Annotated in this window: 19 protein-coding genes; 4 read left to right on the top strand and 15 right to left on the bottom strand. The window is 64.3% G+C overall.

Annotation, left to right across the window (positions count from 1 at the left end):
- Window positions 1-16: 16 nt before the first annotated feature.
- The 4 genes from AC3WW4_RS05940 to ugpQ all read right to left on the bottom strand — a co-directional run bounded on the left by AC3WW4_RS05940 (window position 17) and on the right by ugpQ (window position 2,822).
- A complete protein-coding gene (locus AC3WW4_RS05940) occupies window positions 17-283 on the bottom strand; it encodes a phosphopantetheine-binding protein (protein WP_488827453.1) in 267 nt (88 codons plus the stop codon).
- A 1-nt stretch (window position 284) separates the two neighbouring features.
- Complete coding sequence (locus AC3WW4_RS05935) at window positions 285-1,058, bottom strand: lysophospholipid acyltransferase family protein (protein ID WP_488827452.1); 774 nt, start codon at window positions 1,056-1,058, stop codon at window positions 285-287.
- Window positions 1,051-1,830, bottom strand: a complete 780-nt coding sequence (locus tag AC3WW4_RS05930; RefSeq protein WP_488827451.1) for a beta-ketoacyl synthase chain length factor — start codon at window positions 1,828-1,830, stop codon at window positions 1,051-1,053. The genes AC3WW4_RS05935 and AC3WW4_RS05930 overlap by 8 nt, the downstream gene beginning before the upstream one ends.
- A gap of 182 nt (window positions 1,831-2,012) precedes the next feature.
- A complete protein-coding gene (gene ugpQ / locus AC3WW4_RS05925; RefSeq protein WP_488827450.1) occupies window positions 2,013-2,822 on the bottom strand; it encodes a glycerophosphodiester phosphodiesterase in 810 nt (269 codons plus the stop codon).
- Window positions 2,823-3,062: 240 nt separating this feature from the next.
- On the opposite strand from ugpQ, the gene AC3WW4_RS05920 reads away from it, so the two are divergent.
- Both AC3WW4_RS05920 and AC3WW4_RS05915 read left to right on the top strand, forming a co-directional pair.
- Entirely contained in the window at window positions 3,063-7,058 is a 3,996-nt protein-coding gene (locus tag AC3WW4_RS05920; protein ID WP_488827449.1) for a DUF3683 domain-containing protein, read from the top strand.
- Window positions 7,058-7,507 (top strand): HIT family protein, encoded by a 450-nt coding sequence (locus AC3WW4_RS05915; RefSeq protein WP_488827448.1) that lies wholly within the window; start codon window positions 7,058-7,060, stop codon window positions 7,505-7,507. The genes AC3WW4_RS05920 and AC3WW4_RS05915 overlap by 1 nt, the downstream gene beginning before the upstream one ends.
- 98 nt (window positions 7,508-7,605) lie before the next feature.
- Here the strand turns inward: AC3WW4_RS05915 and AC3WW4_RS05910 are convergent, their stop codons facing one another.
- From AC3WW4_RS05910 to AC3WW4_RS05895, 4 genes are all read right to left on the bottom strand, one after another.
- Window positions 7,606-8,082 (bottom strand): chemotaxis protein CheW, encoded by a 477-nt coding sequence (locus AC3WW4_RS05910; protein WP_413785852.1) that lies wholly within the window; start codon window positions 8,080-8,082, stop codon window positions 7,606-7,608.
- A gap of 45 nt (window positions 8,083-8,127) precedes the next feature.
- Window positions 8,128-10,302: a chemotaxis protein CheA gene (locus AC3WW4_RS05905; RefSeq protein WP_488827447.1), complete on the bottom strand. Its 2,175-nt coding sequence runs from the start codon at window positions 10,300-10,302 to the stop codon at window positions 8,128-8,130.
- A 52-nt stretch (window positions 10,303-10,354) separates the two neighbouring features.
- Window positions 10,355-10,717 carry a response regulator gene (locus AC3WW4_RS05900; protein ID WP_339584029.1) on the bottom strand — a complete coding sequence of 121 codons (363 nt, stop codon included), beginning with the start codon at window positions 10,715-10,717 and terminating at the stop codon, window positions 10,355-10,357.
- Between the two features lie 94 nt (window positions 10,718-10,811).
- On the bottom strand, window positions 10,812-11,261 hold the full coding sequence (locus AC3WW4_RS05895) for a hypothetical protein (protein WP_488827446.1): 450 nt from the start codon (window positions 11,259-11,261) through the stop codon (window positions 10,812-10,814).
- Window positions 11,262-11,515: 254 nt separating this feature from the next.
- On the opposite strand from AC3WW4_RS05895, the gene AC3WW4_RS05890 reads away from it, so the two are divergent.
- Window positions 11,516-12,676, top strand: a complete 1,161-nt coding sequence (locus AC3WW4_RS05890) for a hybrid sensor histidine kinase/response regulator (RefSeq protein ID WP_320362740.1) — start codon at window positions 11,516-11,518, stop codon at window positions 12,674-12,676.
- A complete protein-coding gene (locus tag AC3WW4_RS05885) occupies window positions 12,673-13,302 on the top strand; it encodes a response regulator (RefSeq protein ID WP_290731108.1) in 630 nt (209 codons plus the stop codon). Before AC3WW4_RS05890 ends, AC3WW4_RS05885 begins: the two co-directional genes overlap by 4 nt.
- A gap of 55 nt (window positions 13,303-13,357) precedes the next feature.
- Here AC3WW4_RS05885 and AC3WW4_RS05880 read toward each other — a convergent pair whose 3' ends face one another.
- The 7 genes from AC3WW4_RS05880 to AC3WW4_RS05850 form a co-directional block, all read right to left on the bottom strand.
- Window positions 13,358-15,850, bottom strand: coding sequence for a UvrD-helicase domain-containing protein (locus AC3WW4_RS05880; protein ID WP_488827444.1), 2,493 nt, complete (start codon window positions 15,848-15,850; stop codon window positions 13,358-13,360).
- Window positions 15,851-15,885: 35 nt separating this feature from the next.
- Window positions 15,886-17,139, bottom strand: a complete 1,254-nt coding sequence (locus AC3WW4_RS05875) for an NAD(P)H-dependent flavin oxidoreductase (RefSeq protein ID WP_488827443.1) — start codon at window positions 17,137-17,139, stop codon at window positions 15,886-15,888.
- 67 nt (window positions 17,140-17,206) lie between these two features.
- Window positions 17,207-18,571, bottom strand: a complete 1,365-nt coding sequence (locus AC3WW4_RS05870; RefSeq protein ID WP_488827442.1) for an MBL fold metallo-hydrolase RNA specificity domain-containing protein — start codon at window positions 18,569-18,571, stop codon at window positions 17,207-17,209.
- A 23-nt stretch (window positions 18,572-18,594) separates the two neighbouring features.
- On the bottom strand, window positions 18,595-18,882 hold the full coding sequence (locus tag AC3WW4_RS05865) for a YqjK family protein (protein ID WP_488827441.1): 288 nt from the start codon (window positions 18,880-18,882) through the stop codon (window positions 18,595-18,597).
- A gap of 38 nt (window positions 18,883-18,920) precedes the next feature.
- A complete protein-coding gene (locus tag AC3WW4_RS05860; RefSeq protein ID WP_488827440.1) occupies window positions 18,921-19,361 on the bottom strand; it encodes a phage holin family protein in 441 nt (146 codons plus the stop codon).
- Window positions 19,362-19,383: 22 nt separating this feature from the next.
- Window positions 19,384-19,695, bottom strand: coding sequence for an ElaB/YgaM/YqjD family protein (locus AC3WW4_RS05855; protein WP_488827439.1), 312 nt, complete (start codon window positions 19,693-19,695; stop codon window positions 19,384-19,386).
- Between the two features lie 26 nt (window positions 19,696-19,721).
- Window positions 19,722-20,168 carry a universal stress protein gene (locus tag AC3WW4_RS05850; RefSeq protein WP_488827438.1) on the bottom strand — a complete coding sequence of 149 codons (447 nt, stop codon included), beginning with the start codon at window positions 20,166-20,168 and terminating at the stop codon, window positions 19,722-19,724.
- Between the last annotated feature and the right edge of the window lie 235 nt (window positions 20,169-20,403).

The raw sequence follows: 20,403 nt of genomic DNA, 5'->3' as shown, positions 1-20,403 counted from the left end.
ATTTCAGAAGCGTGCATCAACGCGCACGCTGGGACGTCACGAACGCAGCCAGCGCACGCACGCTCCCGAAGTGGCGACGGGTTTCCTCCGAGTCGGACGACACGGACACGCCATATTTGCGCTGCAGGGCCAGCCCCAGCTCCAGCGCGTCGATGGAGTCCAGCCCCAGCCCTTTGACAAACAAAGGCTCTGTGGGGTTGATTTCCTCGGGGGAGAGGTCTTCCAGTGCCAGGGAGCTGATGATCAGCTCCTTGATCTCCTGTTCCAGCGTTTGGGTATCCATGTCAACAGTCACGACGGGTCTCCGATGTGAAGTAATCGCTCAGGTAATCGGTCAATCGACGAGCGGCCAGCGCATCGCTGGTACAGCCCTCGATCAGCTTGTCGGTCGGCAGGTCTTCGCGCACCACCAGACAGAAATGCGGCCGCTTGGGCGGCACACGCCACCATGACTCGCCCTTGGTCAGAGTCGATGGGTCGCAGGTGATCACGACCGGCGTGATCGGGATGCGGCCTCGGACAGCCACATTCGCTGCGCCACGCTGCAAGGCCAGCGGTGCTCCGGGGGTCGACCGCGTGCCCTCCGGAAAGATGATGAGGTGACTGCCCGACTGCACCGACGCGATGCAATCACTCAACATCGGCGGTCCAGCGTTGTTGAAAATGAACCCCGCCGCCAGCACCGGCCCCCGGGTGAAGGGATTGCGCAGCAAGGCTGCCTTGACCACGCAGTCCGCCAAGGGCGTGAAAGAGATCAGAAACACCACATCGATGAGCGAGGGGTGGTTGGCCAAAATGAGCAAACCGGGGCGATTCAGCCTTTCCAGGCCATGCACCTCATAGGTCAGCACGCCGAGCCAGCGCATCAGCCCCACAAAAAAGCAGAAGGTCAGATGGATGATCCGCCGCGACACGCGCGCACGCTGCGCAGGCTCACGGACCAGCAGCGACACGGCCGGGAACACCAGCGCCCACAAGAGCAAGCCGCCCAGCCCAAAACTGGCGAAGCACAGCCCTGTGGCGACCAAGCGCCAACACCAACCCAGGCGATCAAGCATGGGCGCTCCAGTGTGCGCACACACCGGGTCGGTCATGACGGACCATCACCTCGTCGCTCCCCGCATCACCCATTCGCCGCAGCACCTGCCGCAAGACCACCAGGCCTTCAGGCCACCCCGTGAGGGGCGACGGTGCAGCCTCATCAGCAGACTCTTCGCCAAGCTGCACCTGAACGGCGATGCCTTCCCCCCCGCGGTGCGCGCCCGTCACGCGCCACGCCCAGGCAAACTCGCAGACCTGCTCATCCTGAAAATGCGCGTAGTGCTCAGGCAAAGGCGCCTCGTAGCACACCACCAACACCTCGGGCTCACCGTCGGCAATCAGTGCCGCCGCTTCGATCAAGGCCGCCGTCACCGTGGCACGCCCGCCAGCCACGACCACCGCATTGCGTGTGTCACCGCGCGCAATGGAATACAAGGCAGCCACGGCGTTATGCACCGACAGCGCAAACCCCGTTGGCGACAGCGGCTGCTGCTGAACCAGGTCACCCAGAAGCTGGAGCGAGCGGTGAGCGTCGCCGTAACGCGACGCAAAAACCAGGGGAGCATCACCGGCGACCTGCTGGCACCAGTAGGCCACCTGGCAGGCAAGGCGCCCCAAGCGGTCGACCCGACGGCGCATCATGGCCGGCATGTCTGACAGCGCCGGCACTTGCTGAACGTGCTCAGCCGGCAGACGCGCAGAATCACATGCCCACGCCAGCCACTCGTCCCGAGTGACCAAACCGTCGGCATACGCAGCCCATTCCAGAATCACCAATTCGCACTTCACACGCCACTCAACAGGAGCCGACCGCTCTCAAGCTCATCCGGCTCACCACCGAGACAACGTTAACGCAAGACCTCTTTAGGTTTCGCTTTGTAATTTTGTATTTTAATTCGGAACAGCCGACCCACCCGCCCTACCCTCGAAATGGGTGCTTCAGACCTCACGGGCGTAAGCCGAAACCAACATCAGGCCATCAAGGCCTCGGCCTCCACCATCAGGCGGGCCGGATTCGCCCCCAGGCGCGCCTGGGGCTCGAACACGTCGACCCGATCGGTGATGAGCCCATCCAGCCCGGCGCGCCACAACATGCTGGCGCGCGAGGCCTGGTTGACCGTGTAGCTCAGGGCCTTCATGCCCGCATCGTGGATGGCGGCAATGCGCTCGGCATTCAGATGCATGTGGTTCACGACCAAAGCCAGGCAACCCAGCCGCAAGGCCGTCTTGATGCCCTCGTCGGCCCACTCATCGAGCAACAGCGCCCGGGGCAGATCGGGCTGGGTCTGGCGCGCCGCTTCCAGCGCCACCGTGCTGAATGAGCTGAGCAGCGGCTTGACGTGGGCCTGCGACCACAGACGCGCCACCTGCTGAGCCACCACCCGGCCGGTGCGCACCTCGTCACCCGGTGTGGGTTTGATCTCCAGATTGACCATCATGCCCAGCGCCTGCAGCCAGCGGGCCAAGGCCTCCAGACGCAACAGCGGCTCTCCCGCGTAAGGACGGCCATGCCAGCTGCCGGCATCCAGGCGGGACAGGGCATCCCAAGTCAGCAAACCTGCCTCGCCGCGCCCGTTGCTTGTGCGATCCAACTCGGTGTCGTGTAACAGAAACGGTTCACCGTCGGCGCTGAGCTTCACATCGCACTCGAACATGGCAAACCCATGCTCGGCGCCCAAGCGGAAAGCTGCAAGGGTGTTCTCGGGGGCCAGTTCACCCGCACCTCGGTGGGCGATCCAGCAGGGATAAGGCCAGGCGGTGTTCGGAGCAGCAGCGTGCATGTTCGACTCGGCAGAAAGTCATCAAGATGTCAGTGCTGTCAGCATAACGAGTTCAAACGCATCCAAACGCTGCCATAAGACCGTACTAAGCGCCCTTTTCTGACTAAGGGCATGACCCGCTGCGTTAACATCTCGACTCAGGCGCGAAAACCCTTCCCCACAGCAGCGCCTGGGAGTGATTCATTACCCCCAGGTGCCTTGCGCATTTCCGAAATCCGGCCCTTCGCGTCTGGCGACCTCATGAACGCACCCACCGAGTTGACCCACATGATCGCCCAGGCTGCCGACGCCCACACGGACGGCCAGCCACGCCTGCGCGAGATTCCCTATAACTACACCTCGTTCTCGGACCGCGAGATCGTCCAGCGTCTGCTGGGCCAGCGTGCCTGGGAGGCTCTGAGCCAGCTGCGCACCGAGCGCCTGACCGGCCGCTCCGCCCGGATGCTGTACGAAGTGCTGGGCGACATCTGGGTCGTGCAGCGCAACCCCTATCTGCAAGACGACCTGCTGGACAACCCCAAGCGCCGTGGCCAGCTGATCGAAGCGCTGCACCACCGCCTGGGTGAGGTCGACAAGCGTCGCACCCCCAGCGACGACCGCACGCGCGACGCCCTCGTCGGCGAAGTGCTGGGCATGGCCCGCACCGCTGTGGACCGTTTTGCCCGCGCCTTCGAGCAGATGGGCGCGTTGCGTGAGCGCGCCCAACGCGTGCTGCGCAAAGTCACACGTCACGACAACATCAAGTTCGATGGCCTGAGCCGCGTCTCGCACGTGACCGACGCCACCGACTGGCGCGTCGAATACCCCTTCGTGGTCCTGACCCCGGACACCGAAGAAGAAATGGCCGCCCTGGTGAAGGGTTGCGTCGAGTTGGGCCTGACCATCATCCCGCGTGGGGGTGGCACGGGCTACACCGGCGGCGCGGTGCCCCTGACCTGGAAGAGCGCGGTGATCAACACCGAAAAGCTCGAACAGATGACTGAGGTCGAGATGGTGAACCTGCCGGGTGTGGCCCAGCCGGTGGCCACCGTCTGGACCGGCGCGGGCGTGGTCACGCAACGCGTGGCCGATGCCGCCGAGCGTGCGGGTTTTGTCTTCGCAGTGGACCCCACCTCGGCCGAAGCCTCGTGCGTGGGCGGCAACATCGCCATGAACGCCGGCGGCAAGAAAGCCGTGCTCTGGGGCACGGCCCTGGACAACCTGGCCTCGTGGCGCATGGTCACGCCCGATGCGAAATGGCTGGACGTGGTGCGCCTGGACCACAACCTGGGCAAAATCCACGACATCCCGATGGCCAGCTTCGAGCTGCGCTATTTCGAGGCCGACGGCAAGACCCCGATCCGCACTGAACGCCTGGACATTCCTGGCCGCACTTTCCGCAAAGAAGGCCTGGGCAAGGACGTCACCGACAAGTTCCTCGCCGGCCTGCCGGGCATCCAGAAGGAAGGCTGTGACGGCCTGATCACCAGCGCCCGCTGGGTCGTGCACCGCATGCCCAAGCACGTGCGCACGGTGTGCCTGGAGTTCTTTGGCAACCCCAAGGAAGGCGTGCCCTCGATCGTCGAGATCAAGGACTTCATGTTCGAGGAGATGAAGCAACCGGGCGGTGCCATCCTGGCCGGCCTGGAGCACCTCGACGACCGCTACCTGCGCGCCGTGGGCTATGCCACCAAGAGCAAGCGCGGCACCCTGCCCAAGATGATCCTGGTGGGCGACATCGTCGGTGACGACGAGGACCGCGTGGCCCGTGCCACCAGCGAAGTCATCCGCCTGGCCAATGGCCGCTCGGGTGAAGGCTTCGTGGCCGTGAGCGCCGAAGCCCGCAAGAAGTTCTGGGCCGACCGCAAGCGTACCGCTGCCATCGCCAAGCACACCAACGCCTTCAAGGTGAACGAAGACGTGGTGATCCCGCTGCCACGCATGGGCGAGTACACCCTGGGCATCGAGCGCATCAACATCGAGCTGAGCCTGCGCAACAAGCTGGCCCTGGTCGATGCGCTGGACGACTTCTTCCAGACCGGCACGCAGCACATCGCGGGCTTCATGGGCAAGGTCGAAGATGCCGAAGAGCTGCCCAACGAAGAGGCGTTGAGCGAGAAGATCGCCACTGCCCGTGCTCACCTGGCCACGGTGCGCGCCCGTTGGGCGTTCTTGTCCGAGCACATCGACACCCCGATTGCCGAGGTCGATGAGGAGCTGGTGGCCCACGGCTATCAACAGCATCGCAACGGCAGCTACACGCCCGAAGCCGGCGACACCGTCTTCAACCTGCTGCAGACCTGGACGATCCGTGCCGGCTGGAAGCGCGAGATCCGCGACGTGCTGGCCCACGAGTTCAATGGCGGCGCCCTGCGCCCCATCCTCGACGAGCTCAAGCGCATCCACAAAGAAGTGCTGCGTGGCCGCGTGTGGGTGGCCCTGCACATGCACGCCGGCGACGGCAACGTGCACACCAACATCCCCGTCAACAGCGACAACTACGAGATGCTGCAAACGGCGCACGAAGCCGTGGCCCGCATCATGAAGCTGGCGCGCTCGCTCGACGGTGTGATCTCGGGTGAGCACGGCATCGGCATCACCAAGCTGGAGTTCCTCACCGACGCCGAAATGGCCAACTTCACGGCCTACAAGCAAAAGGTGGACCCGGAAGGCCGTTTCAACAAGGGCAAGCTGCTGCGCGGCGAGGCGCTGCATCGCCTGGGCGATGACGTCCATGCCGCCGACCTGACCGAGGCCTACACGCCCTCGTTCGGCCTGATGGGCCACGAATCGCTGATCATGCAGCAGTCGGACATTGGCGACATCGCCACCTCCGTCAAAGACTGCCTGCGCTGCGGCAAGTGCAAACCGGTGTGCTCGACGCACGTGCCGCGCGCCAACTTGCTTTACAGCCCGCGCAACAAGATTTTGGCGACCTCGCTGCTGGTCGAGGCCTTCCTGTACGAAGAGCAGACCCGCCGCGGCGTGTCGATCAAGCACTGGGAAGAGTTCGAGGACGTGGCGGACCACTGCACGGTCTGCCACAAGTGCCTGACGCCCTGCCCGGTCAAGATCGACTTCGGCGACGTGTCGATGAACATGCGCAACCTGCTGGTCAAGCTCGGCAAGAAGAGCTTCCGCCCGGCGGGCGCGGCCGGCATGGCCATGCTCAACAGCAACAATCCGCAAACCATCAAGTTGATCCGTTCGGCTTTGGTGGACGTGGCCATGCCGCTGCAACGCCTGGGCAACGAGGTGCTCAAGGTCGTCGCCCGCAAGCAGACCAGCGCGCCTCCGGCCACGGTGGGCACGGCGCCGATCAAAGAGCAGATCGTCCACTTCATCAACAAGAAGATGCCGGGTGGTCTGCCCAAGAAGACGGCGCGCGCGCTGCTGGACATCGAGGACAAGGACTACGTCCCCATCATCCGCAACCCCAAGGCCACCACGGCGGACACCGAGGCGGTGTTCTACTTCCCGGGTTGCGGATCGGAGCGCCTGTTCTCGCAAGTGGGTCTGGCCACGCAGGCCATGCTGTGGCACGCCGGCGTACAGACCGTGCTGCCGCCCGGCTACCTGTGCTGCGGTTACCCGCAACGCGGCGCCGGCCAGTTCGATGTGGCCGAGAAGATGATCACCGACAACCGGGTGCTGTTCCACCGCGTGGCCAACACGCTGAACTACCTGGACATCAAGACGGTGGTCGTGTCCTGCGGTACCTGCTACGACCAGTTGCAGGGCTACCAGTTTGACAAGATCTTCCCGGGCTGCCGCATCATCGACATCCACGAGTTCCTGCTGGAAAAGGGCATCACCCTGCCCAATGCCGGGGGCTTCCTCTTCCACGACCCCTGCCACAGCCCGATGAAGCAGCAGGATCCGATGAAGACCGTCAAGGCCCTGCTGGGTGATGGCGTGATCAAGTCGGAGCGTTGCTGCGGCGAGGCCGGTACGCTGGCCGTCAGTCGCCCGGACATCTCCACGCAAGTGCGCTTCCGCAAGGAAGAGGAGATTCGCAAGGGCGAAGCGGCCCTGCGCGAGCAAGGCCTGATCGGCGCCAAGGACAACGCCAAGATCCTGACGTCCTGCCCGGCCTGTCTGCAAGGTCTGAGCCGCTACGTCGATGATGCCCAGACCGGCCTGCTGGAAGCCGACTATGTCGTCATCGAAATGGCCAAGCAGATCCTGGGTGAGAACTGGATGCCGGAGTATGTGGCCAAGGCCAACAACGGCGGCATCGAACGGGTCTTGGTCTGATGAACACACCCTTGGTATCGGGTTGCGAACTCTGCGAGCAGGATGGCGGCATCCTGCTGTGGCGCACGGATCGGTTCCGTGTGATCCGCGCGGTGGATGCCGATCACCCGGCGTTCTACCGCGTGATCTGGAATGATCACGTGGCGGAATGGACTGATCTGGTGCCCGCCGACCGCAGTCAGCTGATGCAGGCCGTGGCCAAGGTGGAAACCGTGCTAAGGCAGGTGCTGCAGCCCACCAAGGTCAACTTGGCCAGCTTGGGTAATGTGGTGCCGCACCTGCACTGGCACGTGATTGCCCGCTACGACTGGGATGCCCGCTGGCCCGCGCCGATCTGGGCAACCAAGCAGCGCGAGGTCAGCGATGCCACGCAGCGTCTGGCCGTGTCGCTGTCAGAGCTGGACGCGGCCGTGGTGGCCGCTTTCCAGGACGCCGCCCCCGCTGCCTGACGGCACCGGACGCGGCGAACGCGCCCCGCATCCGACGCACCAACACCAAGGGCGCCCGCAGGCGCCCTTGTTCATGCAGTGATGACCAAGACGGACGCTCAGTCCACCAAGCCCATGTCCGGGCTCATCAACATGCTTTCAATGTCGAGCAAGATCACCATGCGCTCGCCGACCTGCGCCAGGCCGCGCATGTAGGCGGCGTCGATTGCCGACGACATCTCGGGCGAGGGGCGAATCGCCTCAGCCGGGATCTCCACCACATCACTGACCGAGTCCACCACCGTCCCGATGGTGCGCTGCCCGATGTGCAGCACGATCGTCACGGTGAAAGAGTTGTACTCGGCCGAGCTGCAGCCAAAGCGCAGCCGCAAATCGACAATGGGCACGATGGTGCCGCGCAGGTTGACCACCCCTTTGAGGAAGTGCGGCGCGTTGGCAATGCGCGTGGGGTTTTCGTACCCACGGATTTCCTGCACCTTCAGGATGTCGATGCCGTACTCTTCGTCGCCCAGACGGAAGGTGAGGTACTCACGCGCCAGATTGGCCTGCGAGTCCGGCTGTTCGACCACGCTCAAGCTACCCATGAACACATTCTCCAATTCAGATGAGGCTCGCACCGCTCAGTGGCGCGAGCGACGCACCAGGCTGCCCACGTCCAGGATCAGGGCCACACGGCCATCTCCCATGATCGTCGCACCCGACACATCGTTGACTTTGCGATAGTTGGTTTCGAGGTTCTTCACCACCACCTGTTGCTGACCCAGCAGTTCATCGACCAGCAGGGCCACGCGGCCACCCTCGGCCTCAACCACCACCATGATGCCGCTGTTGTGTTCCCAGTCAAAGCGGGGCACATCGAACACCTTTTCCAGCTCGATGACGGGCATGTACTCGTCCCGCACCTCGACCACGCGGCCGGAGCCACCGATGGTCTTGATCATTTCGGGGCTGACCTGGAAGGACTCGACCACCGACGACAGCGGCAGGATGTAGACCTCTTCGCCCACGCCCACGCTCATGCCGTCCATGATGGCCAGGGTCAGGGGCAGACGCACCGCCACTCGCATGCCGTAGCCTTCGGCCGAGTCAATCTCGACCGTGCCACCCAGCGAGGTGATGTTCTTCTTGACCACGTCCATGCCCACACCGCGGCCCGACACGTCGGTGACCTCTTCGGCCGTCGAGAAACCCGGCGCGAAGATCAGGGCCCAGACTTCGGCGTCGGTCAAGGAGTCGGGCGCGTCCAGGCCCTTCTCACGGGCCTTGCTCAGCAGCTTCTCACGCGACAAGCCCTTGCCGTCGTCACGCACTTCGATGACGATGGAGCCGCCCTGGTGCGAGGCCGCCAGCGTGATGGTGCCGACGTCAGGCTTGCCCTTGGCCACGCGTTCGGAAGGCATTTCGATGCCATGGTCGCAGGAGTTGCGAACCAGGTGGGTCAGCGGGTCGGTGATCTTCTCGACCAGCCCCTTGTCCAGCTCGGTGGCTTCACCCTGGGTGACCAGTTCCACCTTCTTGCCCAGCTTGTTGGCCAGGTCGCGCAGCATGCGTGGGAAGCGGCTGAACACGGTCGACATCGGAATCATCCGGATCGACATCACGGCCTCTTGCAGGTCACGCGTGTTGCGGTCCAGGTCCGTCAGGCCGGCCACCAGTTGCTGGTAGACAACCGGGTCGAGCCCGCGGCTGTTTTGCGCCAGCATGGCCTGGGTGATGACGAGCTCGCCCACCAGGTTGATCAGTTGGTCGACCTTCTCGACGGACACACGGATGGTGGACGCTTCCAAGCCACCGGCCGGGCGATCGGCCTTGGGGGCTGCGGCCGGCTTGGCAGGTGCGGGAGCAGGCGCGCTCGGCTTGGGGGCGGACGCCGTCTCCACCACCTGGGTCCCGGGCTTCTCAGGGGAGCCCGGCGCATTGTCGAAGAAGCCGTATCCCGCCTCGGGTGCGGCCTTGTCGGCCATCGGGGCGGCCGGTGCGGCCTGCACGGGAGCAGGTTCGTCGTCGAAGAAGCCGTACCCAGGATCGGCCGCTGGAGCCGGTGCGCCAAAGGGCAGGAACGCCACCTGCTCGCGCGAGACGTGGAAGGTGAAGAGGTCCAGCAAGTCGGCCTCAGACGTACCGGTCACCACCTTGAAGCGGCGAATGCCTGCGAGCGCCGGGTCATCGGGCAAGGGCTCGATGGTGCCCAGGTCGGTGATTTCCTTGAACAAGTCGATGAGGTTGTCGGCCTGGCTCGCGTCGGTCAGGGGGCCGACACGCAGCTCGGTCGTTCGCTGGCCGCTGCTGGGGGCCGCGGCAGCAACAGGAGCCGGCACGGGCACAGGTGCGGCGACCACCGGAGCCGGCGTCACCACTGGCGCGGGCTTGCCTTCGCCCGACACCATGGCGCGGATGTGTACCAGCAACTCGGTGGTGTCGAACGGATCGGCCCCCGAACCCTGATGGCGGCCCAGCATCGCACGCAGGGCGTCGCCCGACTGCAGAAGCACGTCGACCATGGGTGAGGTGGGGATCAGCTCATGGCGGCGCAGCTTGTCAAGCAAGGTCTCCATCTGGTGGGTCAACTCGGCCACATCGCTGAAACCAAAGGTGGCTGCCCCGCCCTTGATGGAGTGGGCGCAACGGAAAATCGCGTTGAGTTCCTCGTCGTCGGCCGCGGCCAGATCCACGTTCAACAGGAGTTGCTCCATGTTGTCGAGGTTCTCGCCGGCTTCCTCAAAAAAGACCTGGTAAAACTGGCTAAGGTCAATGCCTGCCGAAGCGCTGCTGTTGTCTGTGCTCATCTCTGCCATGGAGGCTCCTGAATGTCGTCGCTGCACCGTGGGTGACGGCGCGCCGCAAGAATCAGCGGATCACCTTCTGGATGACCTCGATCAATTTGTTGGGGTCAAAGGGTTTGACCAACCAGCCCGTGGCCCCAGCAGCGCGGCCCGCCTGCTTCATCTGGTCACTCGACTCGGTGGTCAGAATCAGGATGGGCGTGGTCTTGAACTGGGGGTTCTCGCGCAGTTTCTTGGTCAGGCTGATCCCGTCCATGCGGGGCATGTTCTGGTCGGTCAGGACCAGGTCAAAGCTGCGACCACCGGCTTTTTCCCATGCATCCTGCCCGTCAACAGCCTCGACGACGTTGTAGCCAGCGCTCTTGAGGGTGAAAGAAACCATTTGACGCATGGATGCAGAATCGTCGACGGCAAGAATCGAGTGCATGTCGCTCTCCGGTGCTTGAATGAACAATGCTTTGTAAGCAAGTGATGGATGTTATGACCAGTCAGAGGCTGGCAGGATTTCACCGGGCGGAATTTCAGAACAATTCCACCGATCCCGCGTCCATTTCGTCCTGGGTCACCGGATTGGGCTTGAGGGGCAGGTCTTCGACCACGGCAACACCGTCCGGGTCATCAGACCCCAGAGCATCGCGGGCAATCTGGTCGGCGCAACTGCGCAAGCGCTGATTGGTGTGGGCGATCAACTGGGTGGCCATGTCCTGAAACTGCAATGCCGTGACCGCCTTGAACAGCTTGCCACGCACCTCCTGCAACTCCGGGGTGATCTCATGCCCCTGGTCAATGACCTCGGCCAGTTGCCCGGCGGAGCTGTGGAAGCCGTCGATGAGGGCCAGGCAGGCGTCGTCGAGCAGGCGCTGCAGGCGCTCCAAGTCGGTGGAGGCCATCATCAGGTGGTCCTGCAGCTCGGCCGCGAACAGCAGGGGCATCACTGCAGGCTGGTTGGCGACGGAATCGTCGAAGCTCATCGTGGCTCCACGGAAGCAGGTTGAGGGCACTTGCACACAGGGCAAACGGATCAATATATGGGTTGTCGGTGTATTGTGCCGACGCTTGACACCCGAACAGGCTCCATCATGAGCCGGTTGTTAGAATTTTTCAGTTACAACGCCACCGAAGCCCACGTCGACGCGGTAAAACTTGGCGTAAATACAAGGATGGAAGGTTGCCCGTGTCCGATCACTCGCCCGCCCCCCCGGCTCCTGCTGGCGATGTGCCCTCCATGCCGCCTTTGCGTCTGAAGGTGTTGCACATCGAAGACAACGAGGCCGATCACGCCCTGGTGGCCATCCATCTGCAGCGTGGCGGCATCAATGCAGACATCCGTCGCATCGACACCGAGGCCGAACTCAGCGACGCCTTGTTCGAGGACTGGGACCTGATCCTGTGCGATTACAACCTGCCCGGCTACTCTGGGCTGGCCGCGCTCGACAAGGTGCGGGCCCTGGGCAAACTGGTGCCCTTCATCCTGGTGTCCGGCGAGATTGGCGAGGACATTGCCGTGCAGGCCATGCGCAACGGCGCCAACGACTACCTGCTCAAGAGCAATCTGGCCCGCCTGGCGCCTGCGGCGATGCTGGCCATCGAGGCCAACCGCACCCGCATCGCCAAGCAACGCGCCGATCTGGCCTTGAGCCGCTCGCGTCAGCAGTTGCGCGAGCTCGCTCAGCACTTGCAGGCCAGCATCGAGCAGGAGCGCGCCGCCATCGCCCGCGAGATCCACGACGATGTGGGCGGCGCGATGACCGCCGTCAAATTCGACCTGGCGTGGATCGCACGCCACGCGCCCACCCCGGAGATTGCCGAGCGCGCCCGCCAAGCCCTGGAGTCCGTGGGGCACGCCCATGACGCCAGCCAGCGCATCATGCACAACCTGCGGCCGGCCATCCTGGAGCAAGGGCTGGTGCCGGCCCTGCAATGGATGGCGGACCGCTTCGCCAAGCGAACCGGCATTGAAACCACCTTCCGCGCCAGCCACGAGAAGCCGGACCTGGCCTCAGGTGTGCCGCTGGTCGCTTACCGCTTTGCCCAGGAGGCCCTTACCAACGTGTCCAAGCACGCGCAGGCCACCAAGGTCAGCGTGGACCTGACGCAGGCCGGCGGTGTGTTGTCCGTCGAGGTGACCGACAACGGCCGCGGCCTGAGCGCGGACGACCTGGCCAAGGCCCGCTCCTTCGGCATCCGGGGGCTGCACGAACGCGCCGAAACCGTGGGCGGCTGGGTGGACCTCAGCAGCAACCCGCAAGGCACCAGCCTGATCTTGTCGGTGCCCCTGTCCGGCCCTGAGAATGGCTTCATCGACGCCTTGCTCACCGGCTTGCCCGACGACACTGGCATCATGGACAACGACCACGACGACCCCACCGCATGGGGCGACCTATGATCAAAGTCATTCTCTGCGACGACCATGCCCTGATCCGCCGCGGGATCCGCGACACGCTGTCCGACTCGGAAGACATCGAGGTGGTGGGCGAAGCGGCCGACTACGGCGAGTTGCGCGCCCTGCTGCGCGACAAGTCCTGCGACGTGCTGGTGCTCGACATCAACCTGCCCGGCCGCAGCGGTCTGGACGTGCTGCACGTACTCAAGGAAGAAGGCAGCACGCTGCGGGTGTTGGTGGTGTCGATGTACCCCGAAGACCAGTACGCGATGCGGGCCTTGAAGGCCGGCGCCTCGGGCTATCTGAACAAGGGCAGCGATGCGGCCCAGATCGTGGCGGCCGTGCGCACCGTGGCCCAGGGCAAGAAGTACGTGACGCCGGAGATGGCGCAGATGCTGGTGGACAACCTGACCACGCCCACGCAGGAAGATGCGCACCAGAAGCTGTCGGACCGCGAGTTGCAGACGCTGGTGATGATCGCCTCGGGCAAGCGCCTATCGGACATCGCCGAGCAGTTGCTTCTCAGCCCCAAGACGGTGAGCGTCTACCGGGCGCGGGTGCTGGAAAAGCTGGCCCTGACCAACAACTCCGAGCTGACGGTGTACGCCATCCGCAACGGGCTGGTCTGATCTCCTGCCGGATGGTGGCCCGGCCTGCGCGCCTGGCGACGCGAGGCCCTGGTGCTCATTCGATGGGCGTGAGCTTGGCGACGCTCAGCATCAGCCACTTGGTGCCGTGACGGCCGAAGTTGACCTGCACGCGCGCATCGGCGCCATTGCCTTCCAGCGTGAGGATGACGCCCTCACCGAACTTGTTGTGGAACACGGCCTGGCCGACCTTGAAACCCGCCTCGGACTTGGCCTGCGCCATGGCCTTGGGGATCGGCGCGGTGAGGTCCTTGAAGGACTCCTCACGCTTGCCGTAGCCGCCGCCATGGGCCTGCCCACCATAGCCCCCGCGGCTGCCACCGGCCGAGCCTGAACCACCGCCGCCGCGCCAGGGCTGTGCGCCCGCACCCACCACCGAGCCCATTCCTTTGCCGCTGGACCAGGCGTCCTGGTAGGACGCGGCAAAGCCCGAGCCAAAGCCCTGGTTGCGCGGCGTGAGCCACTTCAGCGCGCCCTCTGGCAATTCGTCCAGAAAGCGGCTCTTGATGTTGTAGCGGGTCTGGCCGTGCAACATGCGGGTCTGGCAGAAGCTGATGTGCAGACGCCGACGCGCACGGGTGATGGCCACATACATCAGGCGGCGCTCTTCTTCCAGCCCCTCGGTCGAGGTGGCCGAGTTTTCGTGCGGGAACAGGCCTTCTTCCAGTCCGGTCAGGAACACGTTGTTGAACTCCAGGCCCTTGGAGGCATGGATGGTCATCAACTGCACCGCATCCTGGCCGGCCTGCGCTTGGTTGTCTCCCGCTTCCAGTGACGCATGGGTCAGGAACGCCAGCAAGGGCGAGATGATTTCGCCCGTCTCGGCATCGGGCAGCATGTCCACCGAGGCCACGGCGGCCGGCAAACCGACGGCGATCGTGCCTGTCGGCTCGTCCACCGGCAGCGCCACGGCGTCCTTGCCAAACCCTTCCTGGGTCACGAAAGCCTCGGCGGCGTTGACCAGTTCGTCCAGGTTCTCCAGGCGGTCCTGGCCTTCCTTTTCGTTGCGATAAAACTCGCGCAGGCCCGAGGTGTCCAGCACATGTTCGATGATCTGGCGCAGCGTCAGGCCACGCGTGGCCTCGCGCATGGCGTCCACCAGTGCCACAAAGCCTTGCAGGTTGGCGCCCGTCTTGCCGGGCACGGCGGTCACGCTTTGCGTCAGGCTGCGCCCACTGGTGCGCGCCGCATCCTGCACCAGCTCCACGCTGCGTGCGCCAATGCCGCGGGTCGGGAAGTTCACCACCCGCAGGAAACTGGTGTCGTCGTTGGGGTTCTCAATCAGGCGCAGGTAGGCCAGCGCGTGCTTCACTTCGGCGCGCTCGAAAAAGCGCAGCCCGCCGTACACCTTGTAGGGCACGCCGGCGTTGAACAGCGCCGATTCGATCACCCGCGACTGCGCGTTGCTGCGGTACAGCACCGCCACCTCATGCAGGGGCTGGCCTTCGCGCTTGAACTGACGGGCCTCGTCCACCACCCACTGCGCCTCGGCGTAGTCGCTGGCAGCCTCAAAGATGCGAATGGGCTCGCCCAGCCCCTCGTCGGTGCGCAGGTTCTTTCCCAGGCGCTGGCTGTTTTGCGCGATCAGGGTGTTGGCCGCATCCAGGATGTGGCCATGGCTGCGGTAGTTCTGCTCCAGCTTGACGACTTTCTCGACGCGGAACTCGCGCTCGAAGTCGGCCATGTTGCTGACCTGGGCACCGCGGAAGGCGTAGATGCTCTGGTCGTCGTCGCCCACGGCAAACACACTGTTGCCAGTGAGCGCCGGATTGCCGGCGAACATCTTCAACCACATGTACTGCAGGCGGTTGGTGTCTTGAAACTCATCGACCAGGATGTGTTTGAAACGGCGCTGGTAATGCTCACGCACCTGCGGGTGGTCGCGCATGATCTCGTAGGTGCGCAGCATCAGCTCGGCAAAGTCCACCACGCCTTCGCGCTGACATTGGTCTTCGTAGGCCTGGTAGACCGCCAGTTGCATGCGGCCCAGCTCGTCGCGCGGGGCGAGATCCTTGGGGCGCTGACCGGCATCCTTCGCGTTGGCGATGAAATAGCTGGTCTGCTTGGGCACGCACTTTTCTTCGTCAAACTTCAGCGCCTTGATGATGCGCTTGACGGCCGAGAGCTGGTCTTGCGTGTCCAGAATCTGAAACGCCTGCGGCAAACCGGCCAGTTGCGCATGCGCGCGCAAGAAGCGGTTGCACAGGCCGTGGAAGGTGCCGATCCACATGGCGCGCGTGTTCACCGGCAACATGGCCGACAGACGCGCCTGCATTTCTTTGGCGGCCTTGTTGGTGAAGGTCACCGCCATGATGCCCGCGGGCGATGCCTGCCCAGTCTGCAGCAGCCAGGCGATGCGCGTGGTCAGCACACGCGTCTTGCCCGAACCGGCACCGGCCAGAATCAAGGCGGGCCCCGGTGGCGCCGTCACGGCGGCCAGCTGCTCCGGGTTCAGCCCGGCCAGCAAAGGAGAATGGCCCCCAGGGGCCGCAGAGGGGAACAAACCGGGAGTCGCGCTGTGCTCAATCATTCGGGAATTCTAGGCGCCCTGCCGCCTGAGCCCTCTCAGACGGCGCGCAAGGCCACTGAACGGGTGAGCAAACGCTCCATCAACTCGCGCACCGAGCGGATCTGCGAGCCAAAGGGCAACTCGCCCACGCCGCGGAAGAACAAGCCCTTCTTGAGATCACCCCGCAGCGCCGCTGCCAACTGGTTGTCGATGCAGAACTGCCCCCAGCCTGGCAGGCCATCGCGCAAACCACATTGCGCCAGACAATCAAACGCCTTGGTGCAGCGGTTCTTGGCGTGCACCACCGCCTGCAAGCGGTCTTCGATCTTCAGATAGGCCTTCAGCCAGGGGGTGCCCACCGCGCGGGCCGGCAAGCCCGCCACGCTGGTGAATTCGACCATGTCTTCGTCGCGCGCCTCGGCCAGCACGCGCTTGAACTCGGGGTGGGCATCGCCCTCCTCGGTCACGGCAAACGGCGTACCCAGTTGCACGCCGGCCGCGCCCAGGGCCTGCACCCGCTGAATGTCCGCGTGAGAGCGGATGCCACCCGCAGCAATGAGCGGAATGTCTTTCTCGATGCCTGCCGAGCGCAAAAATGCCAGCGACTCGGGGATCACCCGCTCGAAATCAAAGCGTGGATCGTTCAGGTCGGCAATCTTGGCTGCCCCCAGATGCCCGCCGGCCAGACGCGGGTGTTCGATCACGATGGCATCGGGCAGGCGCTTCTTGCGCTCCCACTTCTTGACGATGAGTTGCACGCCCCGCGCGTCCGACAGGATGGGGACCAACAGTGCATCGGGGTGGTCCTTTGCCAGGTCAGGCAGGTCCAAGGGCAAACCGGCCCCCACCACCACCGCGTCCACGCCGGCTTCCAGCGACGCCGTCACGTACCCGGCGTAGTCGCTCACTGCGCGCATCACGTTCATCGCAATCAGGCCGTGCCCGTGCGACGCCTCGCGCGCCGCCCGGATCTCACGCGCCACGGCCTCGCGGTTGGCCGCATCCACCTGCCGGCGGGTATCTTCGTCCTGCCCGATGCGGCTGGAGAGCCCCTCGGTGCGGGCCATCAAATCAGGATGGTGGCGCCGCGCATCCACGGCCGACAAGGTGCCCATGCCACCCATGGCCGCCACGGTGCCTGCCAGACGGTGAGCCGACACGCCCACGCCCATGCCGCCCTGCACAATCGGCAACAACTCCCGCCCGCCCAGAGTCATGGACTTCAACCCGCTGTCAAACAACTGGGCGGCCAAGGCCTCGTCCATGTAAGCAGAAGGCAAGGAGAGCGGCTCGGCGAGGTTGGCAGACATGGTCAGGTTCCATCACAAACAGGAACCCGAAGGTAGTCGCCTGAGGCCAGCAGGGTCTTGCGTCAGGTCAAGTCTCGTCCAGCTTGAACGTTTCGCGGTAATCGGGCACTCGCGCCTTCCAGCCCAGCTTTTCCTTGATCTGCAAACGCAAGGTGTCGGCCGACTGGGGCTCACCATGCGTGACAAAGACCTGCTGAGGCGCCTTACCCAAGCCGCCCAGCCAGTGCAGCAAATCAGCCTGATCCCCGTGGGCAGACAGCCCCTCAATCTGTGCCACCTCGGCCCGGATGGGCACGTACTCGCCAAACATCTTGAGCGATGTGGCCCCAGCCGCCAGAGACGCGCCCCGCGTGCCACCCGCCTGAAAGCCACTGAGCACCACCGTGTTGCGCGAATGCTGGCCGTAGTACGCCAGGTGGTGCAAGATGCGCCCTCCCGTCACCATGCCGCTGCCCGCGATGATCACCATCGGATAGCGCTGTTTCAACAAGGCCTTGGACTCGTCCACCGTCCGCACGAAACGCGTCATGTCGCGGATGCCCTGCACCTCTTCGGCCGTGAGGCGATGCTCTTCAGGATGCCGGTCGTACACCTCGGTGGCCGAGATGGCCATCGGGCTGTCCAGCACAATCGGCATGTCCGGGATCGCTCCCGCCTGCCGGAGCCGATACAAGGCATACATGAGTCCCTGCGAGCGGCCCACGGCAAACGCTGGAATCAGCACCACGCCCCCGCGTGCGGCCGTGCGGCGAATGATGTCACCCAGCTTGTCAATCGGATCGATGGTCGGATGCAAGCGATCGCCATAGGTCGATTCCACCACCACCCAGTCGGCCTGTTGACCGGTCTCAGGTGGATACATGACCAAGTCATCGTCCCGCCCGAGGTCACCCGAAAACAGCACCGACTTGCCTCGGTGCTCAATGTGCACGCTCGATGCCCCCAGGATGTGCCCGGCACGCGTGAAGCGCACCTGAACCTCGTCCCCCAGGTCAATCGCCCCGCCTTGCGGCACGCGCTTGAGGTGAGACAGACACAGTTGCGCATCTCGCACCGTGTAGAGCGGCTCTGCCGGCTCATGGCTCGTCGCCTTGTGCCGATTGCGGTAGCGCGCTTCTTCTTCCTGCAGATGGGCCGTGTCCATCAGCAGGATCTCGCACAGATCGGCCGAAGCCGCGGTCGTCCACACCGGCCCCTTGAACCCATTGCGCATCAGCAAGGGCAAGGCCCCGCTGTGGTCGATGTGGGCATGCGTCAGCAGCACCGCATCCAGACTGCGCGGATCGAACGGCAACTCATCCCAGTTGCGCTCACGCAGCGCCTTGAAGCCCTGAAACAGGCCGCAATCGACCAGCAAACGCTTGCCAGCCACTTCAACCAGCGTGCGAGAACCCGTGACCGTGTTGGTCGCACCGTAGAACGTCATGTGCATCGCGTGCACTCCTTGCGTGAAACTCAGGATCGGGTCGAGCGCTGCTGCCACTGTCCCCACAAACGCACGGCCAGCGGCAACACGCGCCGCCCGGTCTGCCACAGACCCAAGGACCGCGCCGCGATGCCCAGCACCGCTTTCGGTCGCCAAGCCAGGATCAGCGCAGCCACACCCGCCACCAAAGCGGGATGCGCCCGCACCCACTGACCACCCGCTTTCACGCGGTCGGCCACCCGTACGGCGGGCGCAATGACCTGCCGGGTCTGGATGGCCAGCATCTGACGCTGCACGGCACTGCGCTGAAGCAGCATCAGCTTGCGAAGCCGCAAATCATCATGCCTCGCGCCCCTCATGGCTTGCCCCCTGCTTCGTCAACCGGCGCCTGCACGGTGGGGGACGGCATCAAGGCCTGGCGATCGGCGTCCAGCTCGGCCAAGGTCGCTGCCAGCATCTGCCCCGATTCACGCAACAGTGTCTTCACCCGGTGCATGGCCCAGGCGCTGATCAGGCCAAACGTCAAGGTCATCAAGCCCACCACCAACAGGCGATGGCTGTCCCAGAACAGCACCGTGATGAACACCGCAGCAAAGGCCAGCGTGAAACAGCCCACCAGAACGCCCACGGCGCCCCAGGCCACCGTGGCCAGCAGGCGCCGCTTCTCTTCTTCGACTTCGGTGACGAGTAACTCCAGCCGCGTGTGGAAGATGGCCAGCACCGTGGCCATCAAGCCTTGCAGCGAAGCACCCAGCCCTCGGCCCTGCGAGGAGGGCCCGTTGGACGGATCGGTCATGAACAGATCAAGCCCGCAACCATCAACGACGGCCGATCAGAATCCCGACCAGCAAGCCCACGCCCGCCGCCACGCTGACCGACTTCCAGGGGTTGTCGTGCACATAACCATCGGTAGCCTTGGCAGCCGCTTTGGCCTTGTCCACCACAGCCGCCTGAGCGTCGATCAGACCGTCCTTGGCATGAGACAGCGTGGCCTGAACGCGTGTGCGCAACTCTGCAATGCCACCGCTGGCGTCGTCCGCCGTGGCGGCCAGCAAGGCTTCGGCATCGGCCATCACCAGCTTCAGGTCGCTCATCAGCTTGTCTTTTTGGTTCGAGGTCAGTTCGCTCATGGTCAGCTCCTTGTGGTTGAAGAAAATCAATGCAGCACCAGCAATGGCACCTGGGAATGGGCCAGCACGCTCTTGGTCAAAGATCCGTGAATGAGGGCATCCAGCCCATGACGTCCATGTGAGGCCATCACGATCAAATCACAATTTCGCTGCGCGGCCATGTCAGCGATGGCCTGCTGCACGTTGTCCGTGATGACGAACTGGCCATCGAACGCCACGCCGGCCTGACGCGCCTTCTCGGCAAACGCCAACAAAATCTCGCGGGCGTGGGCCTCGCAGCGCTTCTCGTGCTCCTGGAAGGTCTCCACGTCGTAGGCCACGGCGGCTTGCTCCACCACCAGCACGGGCAAGGGCGGCTCGGCCGTGAAACCGGTGATCGACGCACCCAGCATCTTGGCCAAGCCAATGCTGTGCTCAATCGCCTTGTCACACAGCTCGCTGCCATCCACCGGCACCAACAAATGTTCGTACATGCACACCTCCATGCCTGTGGGCCGGTCTCTGTCGTGGTCCGGCCTCATGCCCATCCTATGACCAACCACCGCTCACGCCAAGTCCACATCATGACACCGTGATCTGAAACGGCCAAGAACTTGATCCACCTCATGAAACAAGAGCTGACGCACCACCTCTGCAACACCCACGCCTGCACCTAAAATGGCACGTTGCTGCTGAGACTGCTGTGCCACACCGGTGCGGCCTGCCGAC

It is taken from the genome of Aquabacterium sp. TM01 (assembly GCF_057808345.1).
The sequence above is the reverse complement of the archived record's forward strand: the minus strand, read 5'-3'. Positions and strand labels throughout refer to the sequence as shown.

Bases quoted from the DNA above. Each gene is read 5' to 3' on its own strand.
- AC3WW4_RS05940 (WP_488827453.1), bottom strand. From the start codon at position 283: ATGGATACCCAAACGCTGGAACAGGAGATCAAGGAGCTGATCATCAGC.
- AC3WW4_RS05935 (WP_488827452.1), bottom strand. From the start codon at position 1,058: ATGCTTGATCGCCTGGGTTGGTGTTGGCGCTTGGTCGCCACAGGGCTG.
- ugpQ (WP_488827450.1), bottom strand. From the start codon at position 2,822: ATGCACGCTGCTGCTCCGAACACCGCCTGGCCTTATCCCTGCTGGATC.
- AC3WW4_RS05920 (WP_488827449.1), top strand. From the start codon at position 3,063: ATGAACGCACCCACCGAGTTGACCCACATGATCGCCCAGGCTGCCGAC.
- AC3WW4_RS05915 (WP_488827448.1), top strand. From the start codon at position 7,058: ATGAACACACCCTTGGTATCGGGTTGCGAACTCTGCGAGCAGGATGGC.
- AC3WW4_RS05905 (WP_488827447.1), bottom strand. From the start codon at position 10,302: ATGGCAGAGATGAGCACAGACAACAGCAGCGCTTCGGCAGGCATTGAC.
- AC3WW4_RS05900 (WP_339584029.1), bottom strand. From the start codon at position 10,717: ATGCACTCGATTCTTGCCGTCGACGATTCTGCATCCATGCGTCAAATG.
- AC3WW4_RS05895 (WP_488827446.1), bottom strand. From the start codon at position 11,261: ATGAGCTTCGACGATTCCGTCGCCAACCAGCCTGCAGTGATGCCCCTG.
- AC3WW4_RS05890 (WP_320362740.1), top strand. From the start codon at position 11,516: ATGCCGCCTTTGCGTCTGAAGGTGTTGCACATCGAAGACAACGAGGCC.
- AC3WW4_RS05885 (WP_290731108.1), top strand. From the start codon at position 12,673: ATGATCAAAGTCATTCTCTGCGACGACCATGCCCTGATCCGCCGCGGG.
- AC3WW4_RS05880 (WP_488827444.1), bottom strand. From the start codon at position 15,850: ATGATTGAGCACAGCGCGACTCCCGGTTTGTTCCCCTCTGCGGCCCCT.
- AC3WW4_RS05875 (WP_488827443.1), bottom strand. From the start codon at position 17,139: ATGTCTGCCAACCTCGCCGAGCCGCTCTCCTTGCCTTCTGCTTACATG.
- AC3WW4_RS05870 (WP_488827442.1), bottom strand. From the start codon at position 18,571: ATGCACATGACGTTCTACGGTGCGACCAACACGGTCACGGGTTCTCGC.
- AC3WW4_RS05865 (WP_488827441.1), bottom strand. From the start codon at position 18,882: ATGCTGCTTCAGCGCAGTGCCGTGCAGCGTCAGATGCTGGCCATCCAG.
- AC3WW4_RS05860 (WP_488827440.1), bottom strand. From the start codon at position 19,361: ATGACCGATCCGTCCAACGGGCCCTCCTCGCAGGGCCGAGGGCTGGGT.
- AC3WW4_RS05855 (WP_488827439.1), bottom strand. From the start codon at position 19,695: ATGAGCGAACTGACCTCGAACCAAAAAGACAAGCTGATGAGCGACCTG.
- AC3WW4_RS05850 (WP_488827438.1), bottom strand. From the start codon at position 20,168: ATGTACGAACATTTGTTGGTGCCGGTGGATGGCAGCGAGCTGTGTGAC.